The organism is Arthrobacter sp. QXT-31 (assembly GCF_001969265.1).
GTDB lineage: Bacteria > Actinomycetota > Actinomycetes > Actinomycetales > Micrococcaceae > Arthrobacter.
In genome coordinates this window covers 535,115-551,637 of the sequence record NZ_CP019304.1, presented here as the reverse complement: position 1 = coordinate 551,637, position 16,523 = coordinate 535,115, and the positions used below count along the sequence as shown (strand labels likewise).

Here is a 16,523-nt window from a genome sequence, read left to right as displayed (position 1 = left end):
AGCGACGGATGCGCTGCCGGGAAAACCGGCGCGGCTGTACCGGCCGCTGGCACCACCCGACTCGTAGCTAAGAACAGTAGATGACTGAAACTTTGCCGGGCGCCGCCGTCCCGAACCCTCTGGATGAAACCGCCATCAACGCCGCCGTGGACCAGGCCGTCGCCGCCATTGCCGGCGCCTCCACGCTCGATGAACTCAAGGCAGTCCGCCTGGCCCACACCGGCGAGAAGTCGCCGCTTAGCCTGGCCAACCGGGAAATCGGACGCCTGCCCAAGGACCAGAAGGCCGCTGCCGGCAAGCTGATGGGCTCATCGCGCGGACGTGTTAACAAGGCGCTCGCGGACCGCACCGCCGAGCTGGAAGCGGAGAACGACGCCCGGATCCTGGTCGAGGAGACGGTGGATGTCACGGCAGCCCCCCGCCGCCGCCGGGCCGGTGCCCGCCACCCGCTGTCCACGCTGCAGGACCGCGTTGCGGACATCTTCGTGGGCATGGGCTGGGAAATCGCCGAAGGCCCGGAGGTGGAATCGGAATGGTTCAACTTCGACGCCCTGAACTTCAAACCGGACCACCCGGCCCGCGAAATGCAGGACACCTTCTTCGTGGAGCCGCCCGAGGCCCACCTGCTGATGCGCACCCACACCTCGCCGGTGCAGGTCCGCTCCATGCTGGAGCGCGAGGTGCCCATTTACGTGCTGTGCCCCGGCAAGGTGTTCCGCACCGATGAACTCGATGCCACCCACACCCCGGTCTTCCACCAGTTCGAGGGCCTGGCCATCGACAAGAAGCTCAGCATGGCTGACCTCCGCGGAACCCTGGAGCACTTCGCCCGCCAGATGTTCGGCGACGAAGCCCAGATCCGGCTGCGCCCCAACTACTTCCCGTTCACCGAGCCGTCCGCCGAGCTGGACATCTTCCACCCCGGCGCCAAGGGCGGCCCGCGCTGGATCGAGTGGGGCGGCTGCGGCATGGTCAACCCCAACGTCCTGCGTGCCGCCGGCATCGACCCGGACGTCTATTCAGGTTTTGCCTTCGGCATGGGCATCGAGCGCACGCTCATGTTCCGCAACGAGGTCGGCGACATGCGCGACATGATCGAGGGCGATGTACGTTTCAGCGAGCACTTCGGGATGGAGATCTAACAGTGCGTATCCCACTTTCCTGGCTGCGTGAGTTCGCGCAGGTACCGGCCGGAGCCACGGCCGAAGACGTCATGGCGGACCTGGTCAGGGTCGGCTTTGAAGAGGAAGCGGTCCACCGCCCCACGGACACCCTGAGCGGACCCGTCGTGGTGGGCCAGGTCCTGAGCCTGGTCAAGGAACCGCAGACCAACGGCAAGACCATCAACTGGTGCCAGGTCCGCGTCGTGCCCGAGGGGCAGGAGCAGACCCTCACGGGAAAGGGCATCGACCCCTCCGGCGTGCAGGGCATCGTCTGCGGCGCGCACAACTTCGTTGAAGGCGACAAGGTGGTGGTCACTCTGCCCGGCGCCGTCCTGCCCGGCGATTTCCACATCTCGGCCCGGAAGACCTACGGCCACATGTCCGCCGGCATGATCGCCTCGGTCCGCGAACTGGGCATCGGCGAGGACCACGACGGCATCCTGGTGCTTTCCCGGATCGGGCTGGACCCCGAGATCGGGACCGACGCCATGGAACTCCTGGGGCTCTACGACCAGGCCGCCGAAATCAATGTGACCCCTGACCGCGGCTACGCCTTCTCCATCCGCGGCGTGGCCCGGGAATACGCCCACGCCACCGGCACGGCATTCACCGATCCGGCGTCCAGGGTGAACGCTCCGGCTGCCCTCTCCGGCGGCTACGGCGTCAAGATCAACGACGACGCACCCATCTACGGCAAGCCCGGCTGCGACCGGTTCGTGGCACGCACCGTCCGCGGTGTGGACGCCACCCGGCCCACGCCGCCGTGGATGTCCGCCAGGCTTCGGTTGGCCGGAATCCGGTCCATCTCGCTGCCGGTGGACATCTCGAACTACGTCATGCTCGAACTCGGCCAGCCGCTGCACTTCTACGACCAGGACAAGCTGTCCGGCGACATCGTGGTGCGCCGCGCCGTGGCGGGGGAGAAGCTGACCACCCTCGACGGCAAGGAGCGCTCGCTTGACGCCGAGGACCTGCTGATCACCGACGCCTCCGGCCCCATCGGCGTCGCCGGTGTCATGGGCGGCGCCTCCACCGAGGTCTCCGACACCACCACGACGGTCCTGGTCGAGGCGGCCCACTTCGAGGAAGTCTCCATCGCCCGCTCACGCCGGCGCCACAAGCTCCCGTCCGAAGCGTCCAAGCGCTTCGAGCGCGGTGTGGACTGGCAGGTCGCCAACATCGCGGCCCAGCGCGCCGTCGACCTCCTCGTGGAGCTGGCCGGCGGCACCGCCGACGAAACCGGCACGGACGTCGGCACCTCGCCGGACGCCGTGACCATCGCACTGCCGGCCGAATTCCCCGCCGCCCGGATCGGCATCGACTTCACCGAAGAGCAGATCGTCACGTCCCTCGAGGATCTCGGCGCTGTTCTCGAAAAGACCGACGCCGGCTGGACCGTTACCGCGCCGAGCTGGCGGAACGACCTGGAAACCAAGGAAGACCTTTCAGAGGAAGTGGCCCGCCTGGTGGGCTACGACCAGATTCCGGCGACCCTGCCGGTGGCGCCTCCCGGCCGGGGCCTGACCCGCGTGCAGCAGCAGCGCCGCCGCCTGGTCCAGGCACTGGCGGACGCCGGCCTCACCGAGGTCCTGGCTTACCCCTTCGTGTCGAAGGCAGCCAACGACACGTTCGGCGTCGCCGAGGAGGGTGCACCCCGCACTGCGGTCAAGCTGGCCAACCCGATCAGCGAGGAGCACGGCTACCTGCGGACGTCGGTGCTCCCAGGCCTGCTGGAGGTGGCCAAGCGCAACCACTCCCGCGGCTTCCGCGACCTCGCCGTCTTCGAGGCCGGCCTGGTGTTCCTCCCCGGCGAAACGCTGGGGACGCCCTCCATTCCTCCGTTGGGCGTCAGGCCATCCGATGAGGTGCTGGACGCGCTGTACGACGGCGTTCCGGACCAGCCGCTGCACATCGCCGCCGTCCTGACCGGCCATGATTCCCCGGCTGCCGCGGGTCACTCGCCGAGGCTGTGGGACTGGGCGGACGCTTTGGACATCGCACGCCTGGCCGGCGACGTCCTGGGTGTTGAGCTTGTGGTCACCCAGGGCCGGCACCAGGCGTTCCACCCGGGCCGCGCCGCGCAGCTTTCGCTGCGCTCCGGCGAGGTTGTGGGGTACGCCGGCGAACTGCATCCCAAGCTCCTGGCCGCGCACGACGTCCCGGCGCGCTCCGTCGCGCTGGAACTGAACGCGGAGGCCCTGTTCGAAGCGGCGGCCGACGTTGTGGTGGCGCGCCACATCTCCACCTTCCCGGTGGCCACCCAGGACGTGGCCCTCGTGGTGCCGCAGGATGTCCCCGCCGACGACGTGCTGGCCGCGCTGCGTGAAGGCGCCGGCGAGCTGCTGGAGGACGTCGCCCTGTTCGACGTCTACGCGGGGAAGGGGATCGAGGACGGCAAGAAGTCCCTCGCCTTCGGCCTGCGGTTCCGCGCCACCGACCGGACGCTGACCGCCGACGAGGCGTCGGAGGCGCGGGAGCACGCCGTCGCCGCCGCAGCCGAGCGGTTCGGCGCCGTCCAGCGGTAAGCGTGCCGGGGAACCCGTCCAGCGGTAGCTGACCATGAGGAAAGACCACGCCAGGTTCTGGGCGTGGTCTTTCTTTATGCCGGCAAACGTCCAGCCGGACGGTTCAGGGCACCGGCGGCAGGGCCTCTTCGTACAGCCACGGATGCAGCAGCGCTTCGGTGTCCAGTCCGGTGACCCGGTTGGCCGTCAGGATGAACTCGGGCGTCGACACGGAGCTGTGGGCGTGTGTCCGGGTCCATTCCTGCAGCAGCGCAAAGAAGGCGAGGTCCCCGCTGCGGCGGCGCAGGGCGTGCAGGGCGAGCGCTCCGCGCTTGTAGACCCTGTCGTCGAACATGAGTTCTGCGCCGGGATCGCCCACCAGGATGTCCTGGGGTTCGGCAGTGAGCCGCTGCCATGCCGCCAGGGCACACTCCTGCGCGGACATCACGCCTGCTTCCTCGGACCAGAGCCATTCTGCGTAGCAGGCGAACCCCTCGTGCAGCCAGATGTCGCTCCAGGCGCTGACGGTCAGGGAGTTGCCGAACCACTGATGGGACAGCTCGTGGGCGATCAGCCGTTGTGACTCCCACTCGGTGTCGAGGTGGTTGCGGCCCAGTATCGAGAGCGACTGCGCCTCGAGCGGGATTTCGAGTTCATCCGCGGTGACCACCACCGTGTAGTCCGGGAACGGATACGGGCCGAAGCAGCTGACAAAGGTGCCCATCATGGCCTGCTGGCGCGCCAGCGCGGTCCGTGCCCGGGCCATCAGTTGGGCAGGGGCAGCGAGGAACTGGGGCACGCTGCCGGAACCGGGCAGGCTTTCCAGGGAATAACGGCCGATCTGGACTGTCGCCAGGTAAGTCGCCATGGGCTGGTTCTGCTCATAAACCCATGTCTCGCGGCTGGACTTCACCGTGTGCCCCACCAGGAGTCCGTTGCAGACAGCCCGGTAGCCGGCGTCGGTGGTGACGCTGATGCGGTAGCTGGCTTTGTTCCGCGGATGGTCGTTGCAGGGGAACCAGGACGGTGCTCCGTTGGGCTGGCCTGCCACCAGAACGCCGTCGGTGAGCTCCTCCCAGCCGACCTCGCCCCACAGCCCTTTCCGCGGCTGCGGATTGCCGTCATAGCGGATCTCCAGGCTGAATTCGGCCCCCGCCTCGAGGGCCTGTTCGCAGTGCACCACCAGCTGCTCCGCGCGCTGGGTGTACTTCCGCACCCGGACCCCGTTCAGCTGCACTTTCAGCGCCCGGAGGCCGGTCATATCGAGCACGACGGCGGCTGTGCGGCGTGCTGCCACAGCCGCCAGGACTGCGCGGCCGGTCAGGCGGTTGCTGGCGAGCTTGTAGTCCAGCTCCAGGTCATAGTGCAGGACGCGGTAGGCATCCGTTCCGTGGCCCGGGACGTACGGGTCCGCGGTGGCCGGGGCGCCGGCTGGGAGGACGGCGGCCGGGCCGGGCATATCTCCGGAGCTCATTCTGCGTGTGACTTCCTTGGCTGTGGCTGGCTGCTACTTCAGGCGGGGCGCGGAAACGGCGGGCCCGGTCCACGGGCTGACCGGATTGCCCATCCAGTACGTCCCGGCCGGAACGGTCTCACCCCGCATCACCAGGGACGCCGGACCGACGGTCCCGCCCTTGCCAATCCTCGCCTGCGGCAGAATCACGCCGTGCGGGCCCATCGTCGCCCCGTCTTCGAGACTAACAGTGTCGATGCTCATGATGCGGTCGTGGAACAGGTGCGTCTGGACAACGCAGCCGCGGTTGACTGTTGAGCTGGCGCCGAGCGTCACCAGGTCCGCCTCGGGAAGCCAATAGCTTTCACACCACGTGCCGCGGCCGATCCTGGCACCAAGGGCACGCAGCCACCAGACGAGCGCCGGGGTGCCGCTGGCGGAGCGGGCGAACCACGGGGCACTCACCATTTCGATGAATGTATCCACCACCTCGTTGCGCCAGATAAAGGAGCTCCACAACGGGTGTTCGCCGGCTTTGATCCTGCCCACGAGCAGCCACTTCGCGGCAACGGAGCAGCCTGCCGCGACCCCGCCGGCGAGCAGCAGGACCACGCCGCCGAGGGCTGCCGCCGCGCCGTAGCCGAGGGTGGAGGCGAGCCAGTCGAAGACGAGCAGCACACCGAGGGCAAGGGCCACCGTCAGGGCCACCGGCACGAACCGGCAGAGCTCCCAGAGGCTCCGGGCCACCTTGAGCCTGGCCGGCGGCTGGAACGTGCGGGTGCTGTCGGATGCCACCGCCGTGCGCCGCAGCCTGACCGGCGGGCTGCCCAGCCAGGAGGTGCCTGACTTGGCCTTGCCCGGGGTCGCGGAGAGGACTGCTACCAGCGAGTTCTTTGGCACGCTGCGCCCGGCCGCGGTCATGCCGGAGTTGCCAAGGAAGGAGCGCTTGCCGATTTTCGCCGGCGCGATCCGCATCCATCCGCCGCCGAGCTCATAGGAGGCCACCATCGTGTCGTCGGCGAGGAAGGCCCCCTCGCCCACCGTGGTCATGCGCGGCAGCAGCAGGACGGTGGAGGCCTCGACATTCTTGCCGACCTTGGCTCCCAGCAGCCTCAGCCAAACCGGCGTGAACAAGCTGGCGTAGATCGGGAACAGCATGTCCCGGGCCATGTCCAGCACCCGCTCGGTGGCCCACACCTGCCAGCCCACGCGGCTGCGGACCCGGTAATAGCCCTCCTTCAGGCCGAGTCCCAGCAGCCTGGTGGTGGCCAGGATCAGCAGCATATTGGTGAGGAACCAGGTCAGCGCAGCGAGGGGAACGGATGCCAGCACCTGGGGCAGGGCACTGAGCAGTGAGTCGTTGCCCCCGATGAACAGGAAGACCACCAGGGCCGCGGCCGCGGCTGAAGCGTAAGGGATCAGCGCGAGGATGGCGGACGCGGCAGCGAAGGCCGTGAACCAGAGGCGGCCCAGCAGGGAACTGGTGGGCTGTGCCGGGGGCCACTCCTGCTTCGCCTTGCCACGCCGTTGGGCCGGGGAGCCTGCCACCACCTGGCCGGACTTGACCTTGCCCAGCACGGCGGAGCCCGCTTCCACCTGCCCGCCGGCGCCGATGCTGGCCCCGGGCATGAGGGTGCTGCGGGCTCCCACGGTGGCGTCCGCCCCGACGTGGATGTGGCCGATGCGGACAATGTCACCGTCGATCCACCACCCGGAAAGGTCAACTTCGGGCTCGATATTGCAGCCCCGCCCCAGGGTGAGGAAGCCGGTCACCGGGGGAAGCGAGTGCAGATGGATGTTGCTGCCGATCTTGGCGCCGAGGGCCCTTGCATAGTAGGGCACCCAGGGCGCACTGGCGAGGCTGACGGCGCCGGCCAGATCCTGGATCTGTTCGGCCAGCCAGAGGCGCAGGTGCACCTTCCCTGCCCTCGGATAAGTCCCCGGCTCCACGTTGCGAAGCAGGAGGCGGGCGGCGGCAACAGAGATGGCCATGCGTCCCAGCGGGCTGACGAAGACCAGCCAGGAGGCGGCCACCCACCACCAGGACACCGTGGGGGCGCCGGTGAACCCGGCAAGCGTGAACAGGACGTTGTTGGCAGCCATCAGGTAAGTCAGCCAGCGCATGCCCGCCAGGATATGCAGCGGGATGCCCATGAGGGTCTGGAAGACCTGTGACTTCAGGGCCGTGGGGCGGACGGGCCGTTCCGGGGCCGGACCGGCGGAGGCGCCGTCGGGCAGCGACTGGCGGGCCGCCTCGATCAGCGCGCCGATGCGCGGGGTGGCGTAGATGTCGGCCACGGTGATGGTGGGGTAGCGGACCCGCAGTGCGGAGACGAGCTGCGCCGCGGCGAGCGAACCGCCGCCGTGGGCGAAGAAGTCGGCGTCGAGGCCGGCGACGCTGCTGCCCAGCACTGCCTGCCACTGCTCAACGATCCACTGGGCATCCTCCGGCAGGTTCAGCGGCGCGGCGTCCGCTGCCGCCGCGCCGGCGCCCGGCAGGGGCCAGGGCAGCGAATGCCGGTCAACCTTCCCGCTGGTCTTGGTGGGCGGGGTGTCGACGACGGCCAGCATCGGGATGAGCGGGGCCGGCAGGGTGGCGGACAGGAGCTCACGGAACGCGGCAAGGTCCAAGGGAGCAACGTCCGGTGCGGGGTCCGTCCCGCCGGCGGGAGCCAGGTACCCCACCAGGACCTGGTTGCCCGCCGCCGTCGTACGGACAGCGGCGGCGGCGCCCGCAACGCCCGGGAGGGACTGCAGGGCAGCGTCGATCTCACCGAGTTCGATCCGGCGGCCGCCCAGCTTGACCTGTTCGTCGGCGCGTCCCATGAAGATCAGGCCGGCACGCTCGAAGCGGACCAGGTCGCCGGAACGGTAGGCGCGGGCCCATCCCAGCGATGGCATGGCGGCGTACTTCTCCGCGTCCTTCTGCGGATCGAGGTAGCGGGCCAGGCCCACGCCGCCGATGATGAGCTCGCCCACCCCGCCTTCGGCCACCGGGACGCCGTGAGCGTCCACCACGGCCAGGTCCCAGCCGTCCAGCGGGAGCCCGATCCTGACCGGGCCGGTGCCGCCCAGGGGAGCGGCGCAGGCCACGACTGTTGCCTCGGTGGGTCCGTAGGTGTTCCACACTTCACGGCCGTCCACGGCCAGGCGCTCGGCCAGTTCGGGCGGGCAGGCCTCGCCGCCGAAGATCAGCAGCCGGACGTTCTCCAGGGCCTCTGCCGGCCACAGCGCCGCAAGCGTGGGAACGGTGGAGACCACCGTGATGCCGTGGTTGATCAGCCACGGTCCCAGGTCCATGCCCGTGCGCACCAGGGCCCGCGGGGCCGGCACAAGGCAGGCGCCGTGGCGCCAGGCCAGCCACATCTCTTCACACGACGCGTCGAAGGCCACGGACAGTCCCGCGAGCACGCGGTCCTGCGGCCCCACTGGCTCATCCCGCAGGAAGAGTCGGGCCTCAGCGTCCACGAATGCCGCTGCGGAACGGTGCTGCACCGCCACCCCCTTGGGCGTCCCGGTGGAACCGGAAGTGAAGATGACCCAGGCGTCGTCGTCGGGGGTGGCCGGGCGCGGGGCCGGGAAAGGGCGGGGACGCTTGCTGTGCGTGACGATGTCACCGTTGGCACGCAGGATGGCGGCTACCCGTGCCTCGCCGAAAACCAGTTTGGCCCGTTCGTCCGGGTCATCCGCGTCCACGGGGACGTACGCGGCACCGATCAGCAGCACGGCCAGGATTGCGATGTAGAGCTCGTTGGTGCCGGAAGGGATCCGTACACCGATCTTGTCACCGGCTCCCAGTCCGGCCTGGTGGAGCCGCCGGCCCTCGGCCTTAACCTCGGCCAGGAGCTGGGCGTAGCTCAGCGAGCGGCGGCCGTCGTCGAGCGCCGAAGCGTCGGGGAAACGTGCGGCGGTCTCGGTGAGGATGTCCACCAGGGTCCGCTCCGGCGGCGCGGCGGCAGCGCGGGGCAGCTGCGCTGCATACACCTGTGGCTGGTGCACCGCCTCCGCCGCCGGTGCCCCGGCGGCAGGGGGAGCGGCGGTGTCCAGGACTTTCGGCAGGGGCTCAATCACGCGGTGGATTCTCTCCCAGCAAGATGAACGGAAGGTGACATCGTTTCCCTTCCGTTCATCCGGGGCTGCATTGTTACGGGAGTGCGGCCGTTTTAGGGGAGCAGCAGGACCTTGCCGGTGGTGCGCCGGCCTTCGAGGTCCTCGTGTGCCCGGCGGGCCTCGGCCAGCGGGTAAGTGGCGCCGATGCGCACCTTCAGGCTGCCGTCGGCCGCGGCGCCGAAGATTTCCGTGGAGCGCCACAGGCGTTCCTGCGGGTTGCCGAGGAAGTGGGCGAGCGACGGGCGGGTCAGGGTCAGTGAGCCGCCGGCGTTGAGCCGCTGCGGGTCCACGGGCGGGACCGGGCCGGACGCGGCGCCGAAGAGCACCATCGAACCGCGGGTGCGCAGGCTCGACAGCGAGCCGTCGAACGTATCCTTGCCCACGCCGTCGTACACAACGTTCACGCCGGCGCCGTGGGTCAGATCGCGGACAGCGTGGGGGAATCCGTTGTAGCGCAGCACCTCGTCCGCGCCGGCACCGCGGGCCAGGGATTCCTTCTCATCCGTGGAAACGGTGGTGATGACGCGGGCGCCGCGGGCCTTCAGCAGCTGGATCAGCAGCAGGCCAACCCCGCCGGCGCCGGCGTGGACCAGCACGCTGTGCCCGGGCTCAACGCGGAACGAGGAGTTGATCAGGTAGTGGGCCGTCATGCCCTGGAGCGGGAGGGCCGCGGCGGTCTGATCGTCGACGGCGTCCGGTACGGGCAGCGCCTTTGCGGCGTCCAGCACGATGTACCCGGCGTAGCAGGCGGTTCCCTCGGCCGTGGCTACCCGGCTGCCCACGGTGTAGTCCTCCACGCCTTCGCCGATCTCCTCGACAACGCCGGCGGCTTCCGATCCCGGCGTGAACGGGTAGGCCACCTTGTAGGTGCCGCTGCGCTGGTAGGTTTCGATGAAGTTGACGCCGGTTGCCGCTACCTTCACCAGCAGCTGGCCGGGACCGGGGACGGGGCGGTCGATCTCCGTGAAGTCCAGAACCTCCGGTCCGCCCGGCTGCCGGGCGACGATGGCGTGCGTCATGGAATTTCTCCTTTTCCGGGCCGGGACCTCCGGCACCCTTCCTCACCTCATCCTAGGGACCGGGCCGGAACAGGCGAAGTCGGGCGGAACCCGGCGTAAGGAGGCACGGCTGGATTATGCATAAATATCGGGACCTATGCATAGTCTTGCTGTATAGTCGTGGCTATGACTATTTCTGTTGCCGTTTCAGGCGCCAGCGGCTACGCCGGCGGCGAAGTCCTCCGGCTCCTGGCCGGCCATCCGGACGTCACTATCGGGGCCATCACGGCACACAGCAACGCCGGTTCCAGACTAGGCGAACTGCAGCCGCATCTCCATGGCCTGGCAAGCAGGATTCTCGAGGACACCAGCGTGGAGAACCTGTCGGGGCACGACGTCGTGTTCCTCGCCCTGCCGCACGGCGCGTCCGCCGAGATCGCGGCCAAGCTGCCCGAGGGCACAGTGGTGATCGACGCCGGCGCCGACCACCGCCTGGAATCCGCCACCGCCTGGGAAAAGTTTTACGGCTCGGACCACGCCGGGACCTGGCCGTATGGCCTCCCTGAGCTGCCAGGCCAGCGGGAGAAGCTCAAGGGCGCCAGCCGGATCGCCGTCCCGGGCTGCTACCCGACGTCCTCGCTGCTCGCCCTCACGCCGGGCTTCGCAGCCGGCCTGCTCGAGGGCAACGACGTCGTCATCGTCTCTGCCTCCGGCACCTCGGGGGCCGGCAAAGCGGCGAAGGTGAACCTTATCGGCTCCGAGGTCATGGGGTCCATGAGCCCCTATGGCGTGGGCGGCGGCCACCGGCACACGCCGGAAATCGAGCAGGGCCTGTCCAACGCCTCCGGTGAAGACGTGACGGTTTCCTTCACCCCCACCCTGGCGCCCATGAGCCGCGGCATCCTCACCACCGCCACCGCACGGGTCAAGCCCGGCGTCGGCGCCGAGGAACTGCGCCGTGCCTGGGCGGAAGCGTACGACGACGAACCGTTCGTCCACCTGCTGCCCGAGGGCCAGTGGCCCACCACCAAGTCCGTGCAGGGCTCCAACCACGCCGCCATGCAGCTTGCCTACGACGCACACGTCGGGCGCGTCATCGTCACCTGCGCCATCGACAACCTGACCAAAGGCACCGCCGGTGGAGCGGTACAGTCCATGAACATTGCCCTTGGCCTGCCGGAAACCGCCGGCCTCAACCTGCAGGGAGTTGCCCCGTGACCGTTACCGCCCCCAAGGGATTCCGCGCCTCCGGCGTCACGGCAGGACTCAAGGCCTCGGGAAATCCGGACCTCGCCCTCGTGGTCAACGACGGACCGTCCAAGGCTGCGGCCGCCGTCTTCACCTCGAACCGGGTGGCCGCGGCCCCCGTCCACTGGTCGCGCCAGGTGGTTTCGGACGGCCGGGTCGACGCCGTGATCCTCAACTCCGGCGGGGCCAACGCCTGCACCGGCCCGCAGGGCTTCCAGAACACGCACACGACGGCGGAAAAAACGGCCGAGGCGCTCGGCCTGTCCGCCACCGATGTCTTTGTGTGCTCCACTGGCCTGATCGGCGAGCAGCTGCCCATGGACAAGATCGTCCCGGGCATCGATGCAGCGGCAGCCGCCCTGAGCGCCGACGGCGGAGCTGACGCCGCCACCGCGATCATGACCACCGACACGGTCTCCAAGCAGGCGGTCTTCACCGGCGCGGACGCCGACGGCAACGAATTCACCATCGGCGGCATCGCCAAGGGCGCCGGCATGCTGGCGCCCGGGCTGGCCACCATGCTGGTGGTCCTGACCACGGATGCCGACGTCCAGCCGGAATTGCTCGACCTCGCCCTCCGCGACGCTACGCGCGTCACCTTCGACCGCGCCGACTCGGACGGCTGCATGTCCACCAATGACACCGTGGTGCTGCTGGCCTCGGGCGCATCCAAGGCAGTTCCGTCCGACGGGGTTTTCGCCAAGGGCCTCACCCAGGTCTGCGCCGAGCTGGCCCGCAAGCTGATCGGCGATGCCGAGGGTGCCAGCCATGACATCGCGATCCGCACGTTCAACGCCGCCACCGAACGCGATGCCGAAACCGTCAGCCGGGCCGTGGCCCGCTCCAACCTCTTCAAGGCCGCCATCTTCGGCAAGGACCCCAACTGGGGCCGGGTGCTCTCCGCGGTGGGCACCACCGACGCCGTCTTCGAGCCGGACCAGCTCAACGTGTCCATGAACGGCATCCAGATCTGCCAGAACGGCGGCATCGGCCAGGACCGCAAGCTGGTGGATCTCGAACCGCGCGAGGTGAGGGTCGAAATCGATCTGCAGGCCGGCGAGGCGGAGGCCACCATCTGGACCAACGACCTCACGCACGACTACGTCCACGAGAACAGTGCTTATTCAAGCTAGATAGGCCTACTCGAGCTAGATGGGCCTACTCAAGCCAGATCCGCCAGCAACCCTGGAGAACCAGCCGCATGAACACCCAGACCCGCGAATCAACGTCCATGAGTGATGCCCAGGACAAGGCAGGCACGCTCATCGAAGCCCTGCCGTGGATCCAGCGCTTCGCCGGAACCACCATGGTGATCAAATATGGCGGCAACGCCATGGTCAACGATGAACTGCGCCGCGCTTTCGCCGAGGACGTCGTGTTCCTCCACCACGTGGGCATCCACCCCGTGGTGGTCCACGGCGGCGGCCCGCAGATCAACTCAATGCTGGGCAGGCTAGGCATCGAGTCGGAGTTCAAGGGCGGCCTGCGCGTGACCACGCCCGAGGCGATGGACGTGGTGCGCATGGTCCTCACCGGCCAGGTGGGCCGTGAACTGGTGGGCCTGATCAACTCGCACGGGCCGTACGCCGTCGGCATGTCCGGCGAGGACGGCGGCCTGCTGCGCGCCGTCCGCACCGGTACCGTGGTTGACGGCGAGGAGGTGGACCTCGGCCTCGTGGGCGAGGTGGTCGGCGTGGACCCCGCCGGCATCGTGGACATTCTCGACGCCGGCCGGATCCCCGTGATCTCCACCGTCGCCCCGGAGATCACCGACGCCGGTGACGGCGTGACCGGCACAGCGCGCTTCCAGCCAACCGGCCAGGTCCTGAACGTCAACGCGGATACAGCGGCGGCCGCCGTCGCCTCCGCGCTGGGCGCCTCGAAGCTGGTCATCCTGACCGACGTCGAAGGCCTTTACGCCAACTGGCCGGACAAATCCTCGCTGATTTCCTCGCTGACGGCCTCGGAGCTGCGGGACATGCTCCCCAGGCTCGAATCCGGCATGATCCCGAAGATGGCCGCCTGCCTCAAGGCCATTGACGAGGGCGTGGAGCGGGCGCACATTGTGGACGGCCGGCTGCCGCACTCAATGCTTCTTGAAACATTTACGACGGCGGGCATCGGCACCCAGGTGGTCCCGGACGAGGAGACGAACGCATGAACGAAACTGTTGACGTGAGCCAGGCCCCTGACGCTGGGGCGGCCGCCGCAACCACAATAGTCCCCAGCAGCAGCGGCTCCGAGTGGCTGGCGCGCTACTCCTCGTCGCTGATGGGCGTCTTCGGCACGCCCCAGCGGGTGCTGGTCCGCGGCGCCGGCTGCCTCGTCTGGGACGCCGATGGCAAGGAATACCTGGACCTCCTCGGCGGCATCGCCGTCAACGCGCTGGGCCACGCCCACCCGTTCGTGACCTCGGTGATCTCCAGCCAGCTGGCCACCCTCGGGCATGTCTCCAACTTCTTCACCAGCCCCACCCAGATCGCCCTGGCCGAAAAGCTCCTGGAGCTCAGCGCAGCGCCTGCCGGCTCCAAGGTGTTCTTCACCAACTCCGGCACCGAGGCCAACGAAGCCGCCTTCAAGCTGGCCCGCCGGAACTCGGGTTCCGCAGCGGGTGAGGCCGGCGGCAAGCCCCGCAGCCGGATCATCGCGCTCGAAGGCGCATTCCATGGCCGGACCATGGGCGCGCTGGCGCTCACCGCCAAGGAGGCCTACCGCACCCCCTTCGAGCCCGTGCCCGGGGGAGTGGAGCACATTCCGTTCGGGGACATCGAGGCCCTGCGCAACGCCGTCGACGACACTGTCGCCGCCGTCTTCCTCGAGCCCATCCAGGGCGAGGCAGGCGTCCGGCCCCTGCCGGCCGGCTACCTGAAGGCGGCGCGTGAAGCCACCTCCGAAGCCGGTGCGCTGCTGATCCTGGACGAGGTGCAGACGGGCATCGCACGCACGGGCAAGTGGCTGGCCAGCGAGGACGCCGGGATCGTGCCGGACGCCATCACGCTGGCCAAGGGCCTCGGCGGCGGATTCCCGATCGGCGCCCTCATCACGTTCGGGGAGCAGGCGTCGTCGCTCCTGTCCGCCGGGCAGCATGGCAGCACCTTCGGCGGAAACCCGGTGGCCACCGCGGCCGCACTGGCCACGCTGCACGCCATCGAAAGCCAGCACGTGCTGGAGAACGTCCGCAGCGTGGGTGACCATTTCCGGAAGGCGCTGGCCGCCGTCGACGGTGTCACGAAGGTGCGCGGCGAGGGACTGCTGATCGGCTTCGACCTGGACGCCGACGTCGCCCCCGCAGCCGTGACCGCAGCCCTGGACGCCGGCTTCATCATTAACAGCCCCGGCCCGCGCACCATCCGCCTGGCCCCGCCGCTCATCCTCACCACGGAACAGGCGGACCGTTTCCTGGCCGCCCTTCCGGCCATCCTGCAAACCGCAAAGGACGCACAGTGACTTCCACCGGCACCATCCGCCACTTCCTCAAGGACACGGACCTCACCCCTGCCGAGCAGGCGGAAGTCCTGGAGCTCGCCGGCCGGATGAAGGCCGCGCCGTACAGCATCCAGCCGTTCGCCGCCGAAGGCAGCGGCCGCAAGACCGTGGCCGTCATTTTCGACAAGACCTCCACCCGGACCCGGGTCTCCTTTGCCACCGGCGTGGCGGATATGGGCGGCAACGCCCTGATCATCAACCCAGGCGAGGCGCAGATCGGGCACAAGGAGTCCGTCGAGGACACCGCCAAGGTCCTCGAGCGCATGGTCTCCACCATCGTGTGGCGGACCGGCGCGCACTCCGGCCTGGTTGCCATGGCTGAGAACTCGAAGGTTCCGGTGATCAACGCCCTGTGCGATGACTACCACCCGTGCCAGCTGCTCGCCGACCTGCTGACGGTCAAGGAGCACAAGGGCGAACTCAAGGGCCTCACCATGGCCTACCTCGGCGACGCCGCCAACAACATGGCCAACTCCTACCTGCTGGCCGGCGTCACGGCCGGCATGCACGTCCGGATCGCCGGCCCGGAGGGCTACCTGCCCGCCGCCGGGATCGTGGCCGCCGCCCAGGAACGCGCCGCCGAGACCGGCGGCTCCGTCCTCATCACCACCGATGCCGCGGAGGCACTCAAGGGAGCGGACGTCGTCGCCACTGACACCTGGGTTTCCATGGGCCAGGAAGCGGAGAAGGCGGCGCGGCTGCAGCTGTTCCGTGAATACTCCGTGGACGAGGCCGCGCTGGCCCAGGCCGCCGCGGACGCCGTGGTGCTGCACTGTCTTCCCGCCTACCGCGGCTACGAAATCTCGGCCGGCGTGATCGATGGTCCGCAGTCGATCGTGTGGGACGAGGCCGAGAACCGCCTGCATGCGCAGAAGGGGCTCATGGCCTGGCTCATGCACCGGTCCGGGCTGGCTTTCGTCGACGGGCTTTCCCCCGTTGAGGGCACCGGGGAGAGCACGTTCTAGTGTCCACCAACCCGGCGGCCCCCGGCGCGAGCCCGGCCACCAAAACCGCCCGCCAGGCTCGGATCACCGCGATCCTGACCGGCGAATCGGTGCGTTCCCAGGCGGAGCTTGCGGCACTGCTGGCGGACGACGGCGTGCAGGTCACCCAGGCCACGCTGTCGCGCGACCTTGTGGAACTCGGTGCCGTCCGCGTCCGGGGCAAAGAGGGCGTGCTGGTCTACGCCGTCCCCGGCGAAGGCGGGGAGCGGGCGGCCAAGAGCGGGGTAAGCCAGGAAATCCTCGATGCCAGGCTCGCGCGGCTCTGCGGCGAACTGCTGGTCACGGCCGAGGCATCGGCCAATCTCGTGGTGCTCCGCACCCCGCCCGGCGCGGCGAACTTCCTCGCCCTCGCCATCGACCATTCGGTGATGCCCTCGATCCTGGGCACCATCGCCGGGGACGACACCGTGCTGCTCGTGGCCCGGGACCCGCTGGGCGGGCCGGACCTGGCTGCCCGGTTCCTGCAGCTCGCAGAGGAAGCCGGCCAATAGGCCGGCCCCTTCCGGAACCCCGCCGCTGCCTCCAAGACAAACGAAAACACAAACAAACAACTAAGG

General features: G+C 69.0%; 11 protein-coding genes. 8 read left to right on the top strand and 3 right to left on the bottom strand.

The genetic code is table 11. The annotated features are described in order from the left end of the window. Nucleotides 1-80: 80 nt before the first annotated feature. The gene (pheS, locus tag BWQ92_RS02570; RefSeq protein WP_076798101.1) at nucleotides 81-1,142 is read left to right on the top strand and encodes a phenylalanine--tRNA ligase subunit alpha; all 1,062 of its coding nucleotides are present in this window, start codon (nucleotides 81-83) and stop codon (nucleotides 1,140-1,142) included. 2 nt (nucleotides 1,143-1,144) lie between these two features. Next, on the top strand, nucleotides 1,145-3,688 hold the full coding sequence (gene pheT / locus BWQ92_RS02565; protein WP_076798100.1) for a phenylalanine--tRNA ligase subunit beta: 2,544 nt from the start codon (nucleotides 1,145-1,147) through the stop codon (nucleotides 3,686-3,688). 103 nt (nucleotides 3,689-3,791) lie between these two features. On the opposite strand, the gene BWQ92_RS02560 is transcribed toward pheT, so the two are convergent. The 3 genes from BWQ92_RS02560 to BWQ92_RS02550 form a co-directional block, all read right to left on the bottom strand. Continuing rightward, entirely contained in the window at nucleotides 3,792-5,141 is a 1,350-nt protein-coding gene (locus tag BWQ92_RS02560; protein WP_076798099.1) for a M1 family metallopeptidase, read from the bottom strand. A gap of 33 nt (nucleotides 5,142-5,174) precedes the next feature. Further along, entirely contained in the window at nucleotides 5,175-9,119 is a 3,945-nt protein-coding gene (locus BWQ92_RS02555; RefSeq protein ID WP_172804338.1) for a Pls/PosA family non-ribosomal peptide synthetase, read from the bottom strand. 164 nt (nucleotides 9,120-9,283) lie between these two features. After that, nucleotides 9,284-10,249, bottom strand: coding sequence for a quinone oxidoreductase family protein (locus BWQ92_RS02550; RefSeq protein WP_076798098.1), 966 nt, complete (start codon nucleotides 10,247-10,249; stop codon nucleotides 9,284-9,286). Between the two features lie 165 nt (nucleotides 10,250-10,414). Between BWQ92_RS02550 and argC the strand changes: the two genes are divergently transcribed. The 6 genes from argC (at nucleotide 10,415) to BWQ92_RS02520 (ending at nucleotide 16,457) form a co-directional block, all read left to right on the top strand. Beyond that, nucleotides 10,415-11,446 (top strand): N-acetyl-gamma-glutamyl-phosphate reductase, encoded by a 1,032-nt coding sequence (argC, locus tag BWQ92_RS02545; RefSeq protein ID WP_076798097.1) that lies wholly within the window; start codon nucleotides 10,415-10,417, stop codon nucleotides 11,444-11,446. After that, the gene (gene argJ / locus BWQ92_RS02540; RefSeq protein WP_076798096.1) at nucleotides 11,443-12,609 is read left to right on the top strand and encodes a bifunctional glutamate N-acetyltransferase/amino-acid acetyltransferase ArgJ; all 1,167 of its coding nucleotides are present in this window, start codon (nucleotides 11,443-11,445) and stop codon (nucleotides 12,607-12,609) included. Before argC ends, argJ begins: the two co-directional genes overlap by 4 nt. 68 nt (nucleotides 12,610-12,677) lie before the next feature. Next, a complete protein-coding gene (gene argB / locus BWQ92_RS02535) occupies nucleotides 12,678-13,637 on the top strand; it encodes an acetylglutamate kinase (protein ID WP_076798095.1) in 960 nt (319 codons plus the stop codon). Then, a complete protein-coding gene (locus BWQ92_RS02530) occupies nucleotides 13,634-14,923 on the top strand; it encodes an acetylornithine transaminase (protein WP_236783084.1) in 1,290 nt (429 codons plus the stop codon). The genes argB and BWQ92_RS02530 overlap by 4 nt, the downstream gene beginning before the upstream one ends. Then, nucleotides 14,920-15,927 carry an ornithine carbamoyltransferase gene (gene argF / locus BWQ92_RS02525; protein ID WP_076798094.1) on the top strand — a complete coding sequence of 336 codons (1,008 nt, stop codon included), beginning with the start codon at nucleotides 14,920-14,922 and terminating at the stop codon, nucleotides 15,925-15,927. Before BWQ92_RS02530 ends, argF begins: the two co-directional genes overlap by 4 nt. Continuing rightward, complete coding sequence (locus tag BWQ92_RS02520) at nucleotides 15,927-16,457, top strand: arginine repressor (protein ID WP_076798093.1); 531 nt, start codon at nucleotides 15,927-15,929, stop codon at nucleotides 16,455-16,457. The genes argF and BWQ92_RS02520 overlap by 1 nt, the downstream gene beginning before the upstream one ends. Nucleotides 16,458-16,523: the final 66 nt, after the last annotated feature.

Coding starts and splice junctions, on each gene's coding strand:
- pheS (WP_076798101.1), top strand. CDS start 81: ATGACTGAAACTTTGCCGGGCGCCGCCGTCCCGAACCCTCTGGATGAA.
- BWQ92_RS02560 (WP_076798099.1), bottom strand. CDS start 5,141: ATGAGCTCCGGAGATATGCCCGGCCCGGCCGCCGTCCTCCCAGCCGGC.
- argB (WP_076798095.1), top strand. CDS start 12,678: ATGAACACCCAGACCCGCGAATCAACGTCCATGAGTGATGCCCAGGAC.
- BWQ92_RS02550 (WP_076798098.1), bottom strand. CDS start 10,249: ATGACGCACGCCATCGTCGCCCGGCAGCCGGGCGGACCGGAGGTTCTG.
- argC (WP_076798097.1), top strand. CDS start 10,415: ATGACTATTTCTGTTGCCGTTTCAGGCGCCAGCGGCTACGCCGGCGGC.
- BWQ92_RS02530 (WP_236783084.1), top strand. CDS start 13,634: ATGAACGAAACTGTTGACGTGAGCCAGGCCCCTGACGCTGGGGCGGCC.